Raw genomic sequence first — 16,479 nt, forward strand, 5'->3', positions numbered from 1 at the left:
CCCCCCTATATTATTTTTTTCTTTCAAGTAAAACCACAGTCCATACCATAATTAATAGAATAATAGTGATGATCACGAAATAAACCCAAGAAAGTGCTGAAGCATATCCAAATCCAGTTTCAATTTTAAACATGTTTTTCTTAATAAGGTCTATAATCGGATTCATTGTGGAAATAGAATACATAACGGTCGTATAGATAATATTTACTAGAATCATAGGAAATAAAGTTGGCAACGTAATTTTCCAAAAGATTTCCCATGTTGATGCACCATCAATTTTTGCAGCTTCATATATTTGCGTATCAACTTTTTGGAGGGCTGCTATAAAAATTAAAATTTGAACGCCGGTAAACCACAATAACAAAACCATATTATCCATAATGTATAAAAATAAATTACTAAAAAAATTAGGATTTGCAGCAGCTATTTTATAAAAAGCATATTGTTTTATTTCAGGAATTGCTGTTACTCCTTGCTCTGTTAACTTAGTCAATACAGGACCACTACTAATAATAACTGGCAAGAAAAAGATTGTTCGAAAGAATCCCCGAAATTTAATCTGTTGATTTAATAGAATCGCGATTATTAAAGCTATAATTACTATGATTGGAACTGACACAACAACATGTGCTGCAAAATCCCCTATTTGCTTTAAAAACTCTACGTCAGTTGTAAATGCATCCTGGTAGTTTGACCATTTAGCAAATTTTGTTTGAATACCATCAGTTGTAATAATGACATGAAAGAAACTTAAATAGAGTGAATAGAAAATTGGATAGGCTGTAAAAACAGCAAATCCAATCACCCATGGCAAAATAAAGACGTAGCCTACTGTCTTTTTGTTGTTAAATTTTGAGAAAATGTTATTCATTGCTAAATTCCCCCTTCATTACAGCAAAATCCTTTGCTGCAACTGTAAGGCCACCATTTTTATAAGGAGTATTTGTATAATTAATGATAAAACTTATATTATTTGAATAAGTAACTTTTACGACACCTTCACTCAAAACATCTCTACTTACAATTGAATCGTCTTTTACTAGCTTCAAACTTTTTTGAATAACATCATATTGTTTAATAACTTCTTTTTTCCAAGCTTTAAATTCTGAAGTATATAAATCTCGTGAAGGTGTTTCAGAAAGTAAATACGATTTTTTTTCAGTTAAGTAAAAAGATGGATATGCACCATAATCGATTAATTTCAAAAGCTCTTCTTCTTGATTTGACCAAAAATTAGAAAACGGAGCATAGTAGTCAACATATCCTTTTAATGCGATTTGCAAAAATGGAACTGTATCTGAAACGTACAAGTAGTTTGATGAGCCCATTGGAATATCCAAATATTTATCTGTCATACCCCATGCATAAGCATTTGGTTCATAAAGTGCCGTCTTATCTACATCACCACTATTTAGAACATTAAGGACCTTTTTTATCGATTTTTTACTTTTTTCTCTTGTTGATGTGTGTCGATCATTAAACGCTGAATATAGTTCGTTTCCTACCCCATCAACAGCCAAGTTTTCCATCTCATATTTCTTGTATTTCTTTTTATCTTTTTTTGCATAGTCAATCGATTTTTCAGGATGTAAATAATAGTAGTTATATCCATTCTCGACGCCCATGATTGCTTTTGTATTTACTTGTTTAGCTATATTACTACCACCAAACAGACTTGATGAGCCTTCATATGCTTTCGTGTAATCTGTATAAAAGTATAAAGGTATATCCTTTTTCTTTAGCTCTTTAACAGTATCTTTTACTTCGCCTTTACTACCAAGTTTTCGTTCAAATGGAAACTTTTTTGGAAATGTACCAGTCAGTCCGTTTTTATTCCAGCCTTTATAGACGATAAAAAAATCATCTACTCCCTTTTTCTCTAGCTCATTTACGTATTTTGGAAGCTTGCTAATTGGAGTCATTGATACAACTGAATCCCAAAATAATCCTTCTTTTTTCTCACCACCCAAAAATTCTAAGCGTAGCATTGGATGATTAGATGACTTGTCTTTTAAAATCCCTGTTTTTATTAGGTAAGATTGATAACTTTTAGCCATTCCTACATAATTAGCATTTTTATAAACTAGTATTTTATAATGTAATTTAATATCGAATTTGTTCCGCTTCTTTTGGATTAAATCCATTGCTTTACCACTTTTTTGATTTTTACTAGTCGGTTGTTTATAAGCATAACGGTATGTGAAATGGGAAGTAACCCAATTAAACTCAGTAGATAGACCTGCTTTATACGCATCAATTCTCGCATAGTTATCTCCTTTTTCGATAATTCCGAGTAGAGCATTTTGATTATCTCCATGAACAACTCCAAATACCGGTATGCTTGCTTTATAACTTTCATTTGTATCTTCAGATGGAATCGTTGAAGTGATTCCTTTGTCTTCACCGTATATAGTTGCACTATAAGGTGACTCCATTTTTACGCCGCTCTTTTCATATCGTATTAACGCTCCGGATCCATCTGGTATAAACATATAACCAGGAATGTCATCTTCTTTTGAAGCTCCCAAAAAAGGATAAACATTTGCTGAAACAATTTTCACTTTACCCATTTCGATAATATTTGTTTCAGGTATAGTAACTACAATATCATTCTCAGTTAACTGTACTGAAAGTTTCATTTTTATTTTTGCTTGTCTAAAAGATATATTTGCATCAAACCCGTCTGCTTTCTTTTTAAGGTTTATATTTGCAGAATTCGTTGTAATACTTTCTTTTCTTAGCTTGCCTTGCATGTTTAAGTATTCAATCGTTATGGCAGATTCTACGAATTGCTTCCAAGTACTATTTAACTTGTAATTTTCCATGTGATCGAGTGTAGAACTCCATACATAACCGTTCGATTTATTCTTAACTTTAATCGCTAAAGATTCACTATTCACATATAATGCTAGTTTTTCATTTTCCGCTATCTTTTCAAAACCAGTTAATGAACCATTTAAACTTTTAATATTATTTTTATGTACTTCCATTTGTGTAAACTGATTGGAGGTAAACTTCTGCGTATTTTCGTTGGCAGATTTATTTTGGTCATTATCTTTTTCGGCATATGCATTTGGTTGTATTGATAACAGTAACAATGAACCACACAGTATAATTTTCTTATACACGAATCATTACCTCCTGGATTACTGAATAAACGAAATCGATCACTTGATTTAATAAAATATAAAGAACAAATAGAACAACAATTGTAATAACACAACTAAATAATGTGAGTAGGATATTTTTTATTGTTTCTCCTATTGTAAAATTATGGATTTCTTTGATCATGATAAACAAGATTAAAAGTGACCAACAAATCATAATTTGAGTTGTAAATGTAAAAAGGAAAGATTCATTTATTGTTATCATTCTTGATAGTAGTGTAACTGGAATACTAAACACTAAATACGGAGCAAGCGAATAGATTGTCCCGATATAGACATTTTTAAAGCTTCCTTCACCATCATTAATCGTACTAATTAAATAGTTCATAATGACGAATAGCGCCAGTGCACCGAAAAAAATCGAGATGATTAAAAATAAACTAAAACGTTCTAATAGTTCGGTGTTGAAAATGAAGCCAGTAAATTTAAGTGAAATTAAATATTCAATGAAGAATAGTAAATAAAAAATTGTAGCTGAAATTACAGAAGCTTTTTTCAATTTTTTAATTTCATAAAATGTGTCGATAGGATGTCTAAATAGTTTAAATAGAAGAAATAATTCACTTACAAGTTTGATATTTTTAAATCTATTAAATGCTATTTTAATTCCTTTAAAATAGTCTTTTTTGCGATTTAAATACCGAACTATGTAATATACGAAAATACCTAAAATGACAAAGGTTAATAATGTACCGGTATGTTTCTCCATAAGTTTATGGCGAATCTCCCAGAATGACTGTGAATATCCTTCTTTATTTTTTGCTAATTTAAACTCATTTAACGATTCACTATACTCTTGTTGTTTATAATAAGCTTGTCCCATCGCTATATGTGCTAATGAAAATGATGAATTTAATTGAAGTACATCTTGCCAGTACTTTTGACTTTTCACATATAGACCTTCTTCAAAGTAAGATAAGCCTTGGTGTAACTTATTAGTAAATTCGGTAGGTTCAAATATGTGAATGATCCCTTGCTCGGCATCAGCAACATATAGATAACCTTTTGTATCAACACTAATTCCTGATGGCTGCTTAAAAATCCCTTGACGTTGTGCGTTTGATTCCTTACTTCCGAATTTAAATAACAAGTTCCCTGTGCTGTCATATTCGTAAATATAACCATTTGAACTCAGGACGTAAAAGTTGCCTTGATTGCCTACCACTATATCAATTGCAGAATTTGATGCATAAACACCATCTGAAAGCATATTTGAACCTGCTACATTTAGCTTTTTTATTGCTTCACTATCTAAACCATTTGTAACGGTATAAACAATTCCTCTTGAATCAATGTCAATACCGGTAGAAGCAATTGGTACATTCATAAAGCCTTTTCTTACACCAGTTTTTGACATAATGTAATTTTTAAAAGTTTGATAAAAAGAAGTGGAGGCTCTATTTGCACCAAAATAGCCTAGAAATTCACCGTCTTTATTTAGCTGAATAATCCCATTGGCAGCTCCTTCGCCAATAATATACATATTGCCTCTAACATCCACAGACAATTTTAGTGGTTTAAAAGGTTGACCTTTTCCAAATAGCGGTGAATCAGGTTTTCCATACTCCGCAAGCAATTTACCTTCTGAAGAAAAACAATAAACCTTTTCTTTAATTACATCGGCAACATAAAGTTTATTGCCAACTCCAACTGAAATACCAACAGGCTTCTCTAAGATCCCTTTTCCAATCGTTCTAACTAATTTTCCATATTTGTTAAATACAATAATCTCTTTACTTCCAGAATCTGCAACATATATATTGTCATTTAGATCAATAAATAGATTCTCTGGTTTAATCATTTGATCATTCGAAAGGATTCCAACAGCCTCATACGCAGTTTGTGTTTTAATTTCTTCTCCATCAATCGAGATTGTATATGTTTTATAGGCATCAGCTGCATAAGTATTTGCTGGAAACATCATGATCATCGCTATCATAATTAATAGTAATTTAAAATGATTTTTATAATTTTTCATTTACTATCTCGCTCCTAGCATTTACTTAATACCTGAATGAGCCATCGTATCCATTACTTGTTTTTGCATAAATATAAAAATAACTAAATTAGGAATAAACATGATTAATGACGCTGCTGCAGTTAAACCTGTTCCGGCAACTGTATTCCCACTAGCTGTTGATAACGAACTCATATAAAATGCAAATGTTTTAATTCCTTCATTATTTACATATAGATCTGACGTTTCAATGTTATTCCACACTACTTGGAATGCTAAAATTGCAACGGTAGCAATTGCGGGTTTAATATTTGGAATAATAATTCGAAAAAATATTTGAAAATCCGATGCACCGTCCATCCTTGCTGCTTCAAGTAATTCATTTGGAATTTGATCGATAAATTGCTTTACAAGAAACAATCCTACTGGCAGAGCAAGTAATGGTAGAATATGAACCGTAAAAGTATTAATTAAATGTAATTTTTCAATAATTATGTATCGAGGTATTGCCACCGCTGCTGGAACAAACATAAGAGCTAATGTATTAACCTCGAAAATTGTATTTTTCAGCTTGAATTGTTTCTTTGACAATGCATATCCAGCCATAGCGCTTATTAGGATAATTAGCACTACAACTACGATCGTTACGACAATACTATTAAATAAATATCTTGTAATTGGTGTTCCACCTACATTTCCACTATCTAATAAATTAAGGAAGTTTTGCATTGTTGGCTTTTGTACAAAAAAACGTGGTGGAAAAGCAAATAACTCATCGATTGGTTTAAACGCATGATTAACTATATAAACGATTGGTGAACCCATTAAAATTGCCATTGGAATTAAAATGAGATAAAACTTTATTTGACTTTTATGAAATTTCTTAGGATTAATTTGTGTCCCTTGAAAAGAAGCCATCTGATCCCTCCTTATCTACGTAGTTTAATTAATCTCTCTCCTCAAATAATCTTCTTGCTACCTTTGAAAACAAGTAAACTACTAATAATAAAACAACAGAAATTGCTGCAGCATAACCCATTTCATAACGTATAAATCCATAGTCATCAATATGATTGACCATCAACTGGCCTGCATTTTGAGGTGTTGGATTTGTTCCTGAAAGTGCGACACCGATTGCTCCTGCCTGAAATGTATTAACTACTGCCATTACAGCACCAAATAACATTTGAGGTTTCATAGATGGGATTGTGATGTAGATTATTTCTTGAAAACGGTTTTTGACCCCATCGATATAACCTGCTTCATATATTTCAGGATTAATATTTAAGATTCCTGACAACATCGCTAAAAATCCTACGCCCATACTTGTCCATAGCGTTACAATAATCATGATTGTCATTAAATACTCTGGTGATTGTAACCATTGAATTGGTTCAGTTATTAAATTTAAGTTTAGTAGTATTCCATTTAGATAGCCTGATGCATCTCCACTAAAAATAACTGTCCACAAAACGGTCATCGCAACACCGGCAGTCATTGACGGTGAATAAAGTATTAGCGCCAAAACTGTTCTAGGCTTATGCGGAATTTGTGCTAGCATCCACGCCATTAAAAAAGATAAAATATATCCTCCTGGACCAACAATTAGAGAAAACTTAAGCGTATTCGGTACTACGTTTTGCATAAAAACCGCATCTTGCGTTAATAAACTTACATAATTTTTTAATCCGATAAATTTTGGAAATTCGATCGAGTTAAAATAAGTAAAAGATAATCCAATGGCGATTAAAACAGGCACGATAATAAATATTAAAAATAGAAGAATATATGGGCCAAGAAAGACCCATGTGTTATAATCAATTTTTTTCTTATTCATTATTCGTACCTACCCATTTTTTGACAGTTTCTAATCTTGGAAGAATATATGGTTTGACAACTTTACCATCTTTCATATAGCCAAACTCCTCCATTTTCCTTCTAATTTCCCGATCAACGATGATGGTGGAATCATCTATAGAAGCCCGTAAATTTGCACCGTTAAACACCACTTTATTCCAAGAATTACTAATCTCGCGTTCAATCATATATGCTCCAGGTGTTTTTGGAACTTCCATTAAGTATTTCCATTGCTCTAGAATGACTTTTTTATGACCTGCTGGTAATGGAGCATTTTTAAACGCTTCCAAATTAGCAGAATTCCACATATATTCTGTTCCATAAATTGTTTGAAGGTTCGTTGCGAAATCGGTCTGAGTCTTTGTAGACATCCACCATTTTAAAAGTTTCCAAGATTGCTCTTGTTTTTTGCTTTTTTCAAACATCATTGCTGATTGAGCAGACCCTGTTGCCCATCTAGAAACTGATCCATCTTTTTGCTCAACACCCGGGTATAATGCAATATCCCAAGAGCCTGCAATTTCTGGAGCAGCAGATGTTAATTTTACATATGTCTCAAAATTTGATATTCCAATCGGTATTGAACCATAACGGAATGAATTATAAAAATTAGGTACTTGTAGAGGTAAGCTATACATTGTGTACAAATCGGTCATTAATTTCAGACCTTCAATCGATTCCTCCGAATCAATTGCTGTACTCATTCCATCCTTTGCATATAGATCTCCACCTTGCTGATAAATAAATGGAGCAGTAAACATAAATGCTTTATTAGCCGAAGTACCTGATAAAGGAACAAAGAAATTTAGTCCATATCTTTGTAATTCGGGTAACATTTCTTTCACATCAGTCCACGTATTTGGAATTGGAATATTTAGTTTATTTAATATGTCTTTGCGATAATATAGTACGTAAAAATCCTGTGTTTCTGGTAAAGCATATACTTTGTTGTCAATCATCATAGGCATAAATGCACCTGGAGAAAACTTTTGGATATACTCTTTAAAATCTTTGAATTTACTCAAATCAGCTGCCGCCCCGCGCATCGCTAATTCATATGGAGTCCCAACACTAATACCTAATGCAACATCAGGCTGTAGATTTCCAGCATTCGCAAGTATTAATTTTTGCTCGTTTGGCATTACTGAAAACTTAACTTTGATACCGGTTTCTGCTGTAAAAGTACTATCAGCCATATTTTGCATTAATTCCACATATTGTTGATTCCGATTTACCCAAACCTCTACGGTATCTTTATCAACTGAAGAAGTGTCGTATGTTTTTTTAGTAAAAGAATAATAGAATTCCTTAACTTTGCTTGTAAATTTATTGAAAAAACTAGTAGTAGCTTTAGGTAGTTTAGTATCACCGTTTACATATACTCGATCAATTAATAATGGTTGTGTTTGAAGCGAACTTTGAATATTACCTAAAATTTGTGTCGCTGAATTCGATCCGTCTGTTAAGTCCGTTAACCGCTTTGGAATTTTATCTGGATCATTTTTCAGTTTATTTAATTTTGAAATAATTAAATACAAATCAACTTCTTCTAATGATTTTGAATCATTTGTAACTCCGTATATTTTTTGCAACTCTTTTTTATTTTCATTTAACTTTTTAGTCCATGAAGTTAATTGATCTTTTATATCTGGTAAGTATTCAGTAATTTTCCAATCACGATTACTATCAGTTGAATTACCTGTTAATTTTTTAATTGATAAGCTTAAATCATTTATTTCATCCATAATGTCTTTTAAATTATGTATTACTGGTTCAACCGGAGATGCGTCTGCTACTAATGTAACCTCATGCTCTCCTTTATCTAAAAAGAAGTTATATGGTTTATTTTTCTCATCAGTTAATGTTTTGTTTTGCCACTTTTCTGAAAAATCAAACTTGTAATGTTCTACTTCTTTAAATGGAATTTTGCCGTCTATTAATACACTTCTAAATACCGGTGAACCGGATTTAGCATTTTGTAATGTTTTGAATGAAAGTGCATATTTCCCGTCTTTTTTCACATTTACTTTCCATGTAACACTTTCTCCAGCAGATTCTCCTCCATATAGTGAATTCAGTAACAATTCATTACTTTTATATGGTATTACATCTGGACTTTTGATTGTAACAGGCCGAATTCTTGAAGTGTTTTTAATGTATGGATGCTCAGCCTCTATTGTTATCACATCTGATTGTACTTTTTCGTTAAAATATTTTTCTTTATATTTTTCATACGAAAATAACTTTTTCGGTGATTGTACGTAAACTCTCCCGAGTAGCATACTTCCACTTGTATTTGTTAGCGTTATAACATTTTTTCCCTTTTTCAAAAGAAAACGCAATGGTTCTGGTTGTAAATTACTAGGATCTTGAGCCATGATGTGATTCCATTCCTTAATTTGAACTTGCTCAGGAATGAGTTCATTACCATAGTTGTTTTTTTTAAATTTTTTATCTTTATCTTTCCAATTAATTGGGGCTACTATCCTTCTACTCTCATAAAATTGAAATTGTCCATTTATTTTAATAGAAAGTTCTGGATTCGCAATCTCCTTACTTAAACCATAATAATCGAACCCAATTTCATAAAGTGCATCTTTAGGTATATTTAGCTCGATATTGACCGACTTGTGATTCGAAAAATTAATAACGCTTTCATTATAGTCCCGACTATTATTTGCTGAAATGTAATCACTCTCATTTACATTTTTAAATAAATTAGGAGAAACAGCACTTTCAAATGAAGTGCTGTTTTTAACTTTTTTCTCCCATTTTTTCAGGACTTGATGAAATTGTTTTTCTACTAAATTCTGTTCACTTGATTTTAGATCAGTAGCAGAATTGGTTTTTTTTGTTCCTTCTGCACGAACAGTTGAAACATATAAAAAATTGATACTACTAACTAATAATACAACTGATAACCATTTACTTAGTTTAGATACCAATGTCATCGATCCTTCCAAGCTATTTATGCAATTATTTTTTCATTGCATTAACTGCATCATCGTATTGTTGTTGTGCTAAATTATTTAATTGCTTCGCATAGTCTTGATAATTAACTGATCCGTAAACACTATCCTTTAACAAATCAACAATTTTTGCATTATCATTGTCTCCAATTTTAATTCCTGTTGCTGCTTCCCAACGTGATGCTGCGTAGCCTGGTACGATTTTAATTGGATCAATCATTGCATGATCTAAATTTTCATATGCTTTTTGAACTCCTGGTACACTAATCATATCCCAGTATTTTGCTAAAACTTCTGAGTCAGTAGTAATTGGTAATGTATTAATCTCTGTACCACTTTCATTACTTATATCCATTCTTTTTAAGAAACCTTCTTTTCCAAATGACATAAATTTGGCAAAATCATAAGCTTCTTTTGTATGTTTCGTACTCTTAGCTACACCTAAGTAGTCAACAGCAATCGCAGTTCTACCACCGGGAATCCCAACAAAATCCCAATCAAAATCTACATTTTTTGAAAAATCACTATTCATCCATGTGCCATTCCAAAAATAAGCTAGTTGTCCTGCTTTAAAAGCGGCCCCCATATCATCGCCACTTAATTGATCTTTTTGTTCTTTGTTTAAACCTTCATATGCATAACCATTTGTTCCTAAATCTTTTGCTAATTTTACACCTTCAAACATTTCAGGTGAATCTAAGTGATATTTACCATTTCCATATGTAAACCAATTTACGTTTTGATTTTTAGCTCCTGAGAACCAATCAACGAATTCTGTCGTTGAATTGATCCCTACAATTCCTTTACCTAAGTCAGTTGTTTCTTTTACCCCATTAATAAAATCAGGTAAAGAAATGCCATATTCTGGTGCGTCTATGTTTGCATTATTAAAAATATCTTTGTTTACGTAATACCCCATAAAATGTTGTGCAAATGGAATTGCAAACGTTTTGTCACTGCTTTTCGTTGATTCTTTAATTGATTCTGGTAAACTAGTAAACTCTTTATCTTTATTTACTAAATCAGATAAATCAAGCAACCAATCATTTGTTACACCAGATGGAATATCTGATAACATAAACACATCCGGCAGTTTACCAGCACTTGCAGCTGTTGATAACGAGCCCTTCCAATCGTCGGTTGTAATATTCTCATCAATTTTTATATCGATGTTTTTGTGTGTTTTTTCATAAGCTTCGATCATTAAACGTTCTAGATTTTTTTCAGATTCAGTACCAAGATTCCAGTTTGCATAATTTAAAACTATTTTTTTATCTGCTGAGGTTGAAGAAGTTTTATTGTTACAGGCTGCCATCGTTAATGCGACTGACGTTGCGGCGACAATTTTCAGAATTTTTTTCATTTTTCTATTTCCTCCTAAATCTAGTCATATAATCAGGGTTATCGAAACGTTTCTATGAAATTATTATACATAATACAGTAATCGCTTTCAATCGAATTTCATATTTTTTGTAAATATTTTTTAATATTGTCGAATTTTTTTAACAATTTATTAATAACTTTATTTTTATATAAAAGAAACCACTTGAACTGGGGCTCTCAAATGGTTTCTTTATACTACATACAATTAACGAATTTTAATTCTGCAACTTTTTCTGCCTTGTTTATGTTTACAATGTATTGGATTTCATCAATTTTTTCTACTTTAATACAATTACTTTCTTGTGGAGCCCATTTAGACGAGGTAAATAAAAATTCTTCATCTTGTATAACTTTTACATTTACTTTAATCTCATTTTCTCGTTTTTCAATTTCAAAGATTTCACCAGATCCGTATTCTATAAAAATATCATCTGTAAGTTTGACTTGAATTGGAAGCATTAATCCACTTCTAGGCGGAATCGTAAGCTTCTTACCTTTGAATAACAATTTATCTTCAAATGAAATACTTGTCTCTTTTTCATATTCATCAAAGTTGTGCAAAAATATGAATTTGCCATTTTTTTCTGAAATACGAGCAAATGCGTCTACAGCTTCTATCTTTTCATCAAATTCAAAGTTACTATAGATCCCTAGCTTATTTGCAATCTTTTTAATAGCCTTTAATTGATAATCAAACTGTAATTCCATACCTAATCCAATCACAACAACTTTACCGTTACCATAATCTTTTTCAAAGGCAACTACATCTTTTTCACCATCCTCTGTCCAAGCAAACGCTCCCTCAGTTTGGCCATAGGTCTGCATCATTGCTGCAATGTTTTCCATATCTTCAACAATAGCAAAACCATGTTTGATTTCTCTTTGTTCTACTTCTATAAAATCTTTCAAAATCGTACATGGAATACGTTTCATAGTTTCAGTCGGTATAGTTGGAAAAATAATTAGATTTCCACCATTATTAACATAGTTTACTAGTTTTTGCTGGATATTAGCATCCATCCACTTTGTAGAAAATACCCACAATGATGGGATTTTTATCACTTCAATTTCACTAGTTTCAAGTAAATTATAGCCATTATATGCAATATTGTTTATAGTTAAACCTTTAGCAATTCCATTAAATAAAAACGCTTCTCTCCATTGCTCTATTTCTCTCATCATTCCTTCTGTATACTCATTATGAAATTCTGTCATAAAATAATCTGGATAAAACGCTAAGTGGGTATTATATTCAGGTTTTGTCTTTAAAAGTTCATCATTAAATACTTGAAACATTTTCCCTAAATGTTGAATTGGCTTATAATGTGCTCTCTCTTTTCCATTTGCTGAAAGTGGTGCCTGCCATTCATGCCTTTTTCCAAACAATCCTATCTCTTCATAATTTTCACCACTTACAAACATATAATAATTAACAGCATTCATACCATTGGCAAAACTGAGTCTTGTAATTAAATCAAATGCTGATGGTTGTAGCCTTGGTTTATCAGTAATACAACCACCTTGGAACTCTGCTGAAAATAATGGCTGATCCTTCGTTTGAACTGATCTTGTAAATGCATTTGCTATTATAACATCTGAATAATTATCGTATTCTAAGTTACCAATATAGTAATCTCCGGCAATTATTACATTTTCTATTTTTGTCGTCTCAATTAATTGTGATATGCCAATTGGATATTTCATTCCGCGCTTTAAAATACCGCCAACTGTATCAAATCCATGGATATTAACAACAAACGGAACGGAAATATGATTTTTCTCAGCAATTTCCTTTAATTTTTCAATATATGTACGATAATGTTCGCGCATAAATAAGCTATATTCATTTTGTAAAGCGAATGAAAAACCTTCTTCAACTTTTTTAACCTTTTTCTGTACAAATTCTTCGATACTCAACACTTCATCAGTTAATATTTTTTGAAACTCATTTAAAGTGTATTTTTGTTCTAAATACTCTTGAAAGTATTTAAGAGTTACATCATTATAGTCACCTTGATTTGTAACCCAGTGGAACATTCCTACTTCATTATCAAGCTGGAACATGGTAACCGGACCACCATTCGTCACTTGAAGTGGGGCTATAATTTCACATACATGTTTATACCATTTTTGTGTTTTTTCTAAATAAATAGGGTGCATATAGCTGACTAAACGTACTGGATGACTTTCTCCTTTTTCATTTTTAGCTAATGCTTCATCATAATTGTCAATCAGCCATGACGGTACACCATGATCAACTATTTCCGCCATTACATATGGACCTGGTCGAACTAAACAGTACATATTTTCATCTTGTATCATTTGAAGAAAAGCTCTTATATCTTTTTCAGGCCTTGATTTTCCAGTTAAATCAATTTCACCTTCTGTTTTTTCATGAAACTGCCAAGGAATATATGTACTTACCATATTTGCTCCGGCTGCTTTTATTTGTTTAATTCGATTTTTCCATTCGCTTTTTGGTAGTCGAAAATAATGCAACTCCCCACCAAATAAAATGACTTCTTTTCCATTTATTATGACTTTTTCATTTTTAATTTCTATCATTTTATAAGTCAGCTCCACTTTAATAGGTTAAATTTTGCCTTATTAATAGAAGAAACAGGAATTTCTAGAGAAGTCCTGTTTCTTTTGCTTATTGAAAATAAATTTTTAATTGATCATCTACCTTACCGTGTTTTTTAGATTTAATTAGAATTGATTCCCCTTGTTTTTCTAATTCATATTCATCACTTGGTAAAATTTCTTTTTTTGTACTAAGTTTAATGACATCTTCCGCTTGTGTTAATCGGAATAATATTGATTGATCTTCAATGCTTTGAATTTCTGCAGTCGAATACTCAATAAGTAGACCATTTATCTTTACATTAATTGGAAGCATCACACCGTCTTTACTATTAAGAGTAAATAGTCGACCGTCGAATAACTGTGTATCATGATCGTTTATATGGAATTGTTTATCAAAATCATCCAAGTTTAGAATATGAATAAATCGTTCACTTTCTTCATTAGCAGTTGACGTCATAAAAATCCCGTGATGTACAAAGTCATGCGTAAGTTTAGGCGACGATCCAAGTTCTTCAAGTGCAGTTTTAAACAAGTCAATATCACATCGATAGGACATTGTAAAAGCTATTACTCTACCTTTACCAACATTTACGTCAAAGCCACAGACTGCATCTGTTCCGTATACATGAAACACTGGTTGTCCTTTAGTCAGTTTAAAAGTTTGTGCTCTATTTGAACGAACTTCTGGTCGAGGCTTTGCCCAATTATTCGGATAGATTGATAGATAATGATATCGTTCTTCATAAACATCACCATTAGGCTCTGTTTCTAAAGCATCAATTAATATCGTACATTCATTACCTTCAATATCGAATAAAGGTAGTTGACCATAAATAAGTAATGAACCACCAGCTTTTACATAATCGGCTAATTTCTGTTGAATATGCTTGTGTAAATATTTAGCAGATGGTAGTACAATCACATTAATTTTTTCTGGATTTATTGACCTATTTTGAATGTCAATTGAACCGAATCGGTAACCAGCTAATAACATTGCTCTACCCATTATTTCCCATGCACCATATGAACGGTTCATTTCAATATTTGAATAGATTTCTTTCATCTTTTCACTATTAGGATAACGAGACTCTGTCATGTAATAATCTGGAATGAAAGCAAAAGCTACATTATCTAGTTCTTCATTCATCGTTGCCACTTTATCTGCAACTGCCATTACCGTCTTGATTCCTCTAGACATACGAGGGTACGTATAATTTAGTTCGCCTTCAGGACTAATTGGTGCAGCAAATCCATGTCTTTCACCTGTAAATGCAACTCGATCGTTTCCATCATTCACTTTTTGATCTAATCGATAGTTCCTACCACCTGTCATTAAGTAATAGTTGATTAGTCTATTTCCTTGAGCAATGCACATTCTATGTTTAAAGTCCGCAGCTGAAACATCTAATCGTCCTCCAAATGTCTCACCATAGTTTGCGTCACCACAAGCAAATTCAACTGATGTAAGTGGTTGATCTTCGTTATGGACCGCATCCATAAACCCATTAATTAAATACAAATCTTGGAAACTATCCATATTTAAATTGCCGAAATAAATATCTGAACCAGAAATATAACCAGGTGCTTGAGTATAAGTTTCATATAATTGACTAATACCAATTGGATAAGTAAATCCACGACCGCCACCAGTACCATGTATATTAACAACAAATGGAATATCCTTTACTCCGAATTCTTCACAATAACTACGTAATTCATGAACATATCTTGCAAAACGATTTCTCATATAATAGCCTAAATCAAAATGCAGTTCACTAGCGTATTCTTCTTTTGGAGAACGTATAAACTGAGTTCGATTATGATAATCTTCAAAATCAAACGGATAACGATTAGTTAATGTTTTATCGTCGTATTTTTCTTTTAACCACTTAACAAAATCTTCTATTAAACCATCAGTTAAATCTGGTGTATTTGAAACCCAAGACAACATACCAATTTCATTATCAAGCTGAACCCCGATAATATTCCCGCCATTTGTTTGTAGACGCGGCTTAACTTCTTTCATAATTACTTCATACCATTTCTTAGTTGCAAGAAGGAAATTAGGAGCTAAATAATCCAATGTTTTCGTTTCTGCCGGTTTATTGTCCCATCCAACTGGTATCACTTCAGGATATTTCTCGTATACCCAAAAAGGAATCCCTTCATTTTTCATTTCCGCCATTATGAATGGACCCGGACGAACAAAAAAATACAAATCGTTTTCCTGACACAAATCAATGAATGCACCGATGTTCAATTCAGGGCGAGTTCTCCCATCAACATCGAATTCTCCCTCTATGGGCTCGTGACAAATCCAAGGTACATATGATGCTACTGCATTACAACCAGTTTGCTTTAATTTATCAATTCGATCTTGCCAATCTTCTTTATCCAATCGATAATAATGTATTTCTCCACAAGATATGATGACTGGCTTTCCATCAATTAGAATTTGTTTATTTTGTACATCTACCATCTAATCACTCCTTAAAAATTCTAAAAAGGCGAATGAACCACCTTTCTAGAAACGTTTCGATTTTTAGTAAAATTTTTTTGA

Annotated in this window: 9 protein-coding genes; all 9 read right to left on the reverse strand. The window is 32.1% G+C overall.

The genetic code is table 11. The annotated features are described in order from the left end of the window. Positions 1 to 10: 10 nt before the first annotated feature. The 9 genes from CN692_RS07085 to CN692_RS07125 all read right to left on the reverse strand — a co-directional run bounded on the left by CN692_RS07085 (position 11) and on the right by CN692_RS07125 (position 16,398). Entirely contained in the window at positions 11 to 871 is an 861-nt protein-coding gene (locus tag CN692_RS07085; protein WP_098118451.1) for a carbohydrate ABC transporter permease, read from the reverse strand. After that, positions 864 to 3,128, reverse strand: coding sequence for a DUF5696 domain-containing protein (locus CN692_RS07090; protein WP_098118452.1), 2,265 nt, complete (start codon positions 3,126 to 3,128; stop codon positions 864 to 866). Before CN692_RS07090 ends, CN692_RS07085 begins: the two co-directional genes overlap by 8 nt. Further along, the gene (locus CN692_RS07095) at positions 3,121 to 5,145 is read right to left on the reverse strand and encodes a YIP1 family protein (protein WP_098118453.1); all 2,025 of its coding nucleotides are present in this window, start codon (positions 5,143 to 5,145) and stop codon (positions 3,121 to 3,123) included. Before CN692_RS07095 ends, CN692_RS07090 begins: the two co-directional genes overlap by 8 nt. A gap of 21 nt (positions 5,146 to 5,166) precedes the next feature. Next, on the reverse strand, positions 5,167 to 6,042 hold the full coding sequence (locus tag CN692_RS07100) for a carbohydrate ABC transporter permease (RefSeq protein ID WP_098118454.1): 876 nt from the start codon (positions 6,040 to 6,042) through the stop codon (positions 5,167 to 5,169). Between the two features lie 28 nt (positions 6,043 to 6,070). Then, positions 6,071 to 6,961 (reverse strand): carbohydrate ABC transporter permease, encoded by an 891-nt coding sequence (locus tag CN692_RS07105; RefSeq protein ID WP_098118455.1) that lies wholly within the window; start codon positions 6,959 to 6,961, stop codon positions 6,071 to 6,073. Continuing rightward, positions 6,954 to 9,932: an extracellular solute-binding protein gene (locus CN692_RS07110; RefSeq protein ID WP_098118456.1), complete on the reverse strand. Its 2,979-nt coding sequence runs from the start codon at positions 9,930 to 9,932 to the stop codon at positions 6,954 to 6,956. Before CN692_RS07110 ends, CN692_RS07105 begins: the two co-directional genes overlap by 8 nt. Positions 9,933 to 9,957: 25 nt before the next feature. Then, entirely contained in the window at positions 9,958 to 11,313 is a 1,356-nt protein-coding gene (locus tag CN692_RS07115; RefSeq protein WP_098118457.1) for an ABC transporter substrate-binding protein, read from the reverse strand. A gap of 215 nt (positions 11,314 to 11,528) precedes the next feature. After that, on the reverse strand, positions 11,529 to 13,898 hold the full coding sequence (locus tag CN692_RS07120) for a beta-galactosidase (RefSeq protein ID WP_098118458.1): 2,370 nt from the start codon (positions 13,896 to 13,898) through the stop codon (positions 11,529 to 11,531). Positions 13,899 to 13,986: 88 nt separating this feature from the next. Further along, entirely contained in the window at positions 13,987 to 16,398 is a 2,412-nt protein-coding gene (locus CN692_RS07125; RefSeq protein WP_098118459.1) for a beta-galactosidase, read from the reverse strand. Positions 16,399 to 16,479: the final 81 nt, after the last annotated feature.

Source organism: Bacillus sp. AFS002410 (assembly GCF_002556365.1).
Lineage (GTDB): Bacteria > Bacillota > Bacilli > Bacillales > Bacillaceae_G > Gottfriedia.

Bases quoted from the DNA above. Each gene is read 5' to 3' on its own strand.
- CN692_RS07100 (WP_098118454.1), bottom strand. From the start codon at position 6,042: ATGGCTTCTTTTCAAGGGACACAAATTAATCCTAAGAAATTTCATAAA.
- CN692_RS07105 (WP_098118455.1), bottom strand. From the start codon at position 6,961: ATGAATAAGAAAAAAATTGATTATAACACATGGGTCTTTCTTGGCCCA.
- CN692_RS07085 (WP_098118451.1), bottom strand. From the start codon at position 871: ATGAATAACATTTTCTCAAAATTTAACAACAAAAAGACAGTAGGCTAC.
- CN692_RS07095 (WP_098118453.1), bottom strand. From the start codon at position 5,145: ATGAAAAATTATAAAAATCATTTTAAATTACTATTAATTATGATAGCG.
- CN692_RS07125 (WP_098118459.1), bottom strand. From the start codon at position 16,398: ATGGTAGATGTACAAAATAAACAAATTCTAATTGATGGAAAGCCAGTC.
- CN692_RS07110 (WP_098118456.1), bottom strand. From the start codon at position 9,932: ATGACATTGGTATCTAAACTAAGTAAATGGTTATCAGTTGTATTATTA.
- CN692_RS07120 (WP_098118458.1), bottom strand. From the start codon at position 13,898: ATGATAGAAATTAAAAATGAAAAAGTCATAATAAATGGAAAAGAAGTC.
- CN692_RS07115 (WP_098118457.1), bottom strand. From the start codon at position 11,313: ATGAAAAAAATTCTGAAAATTGTCGCCGCAACGTCAGTCGCATTAACG.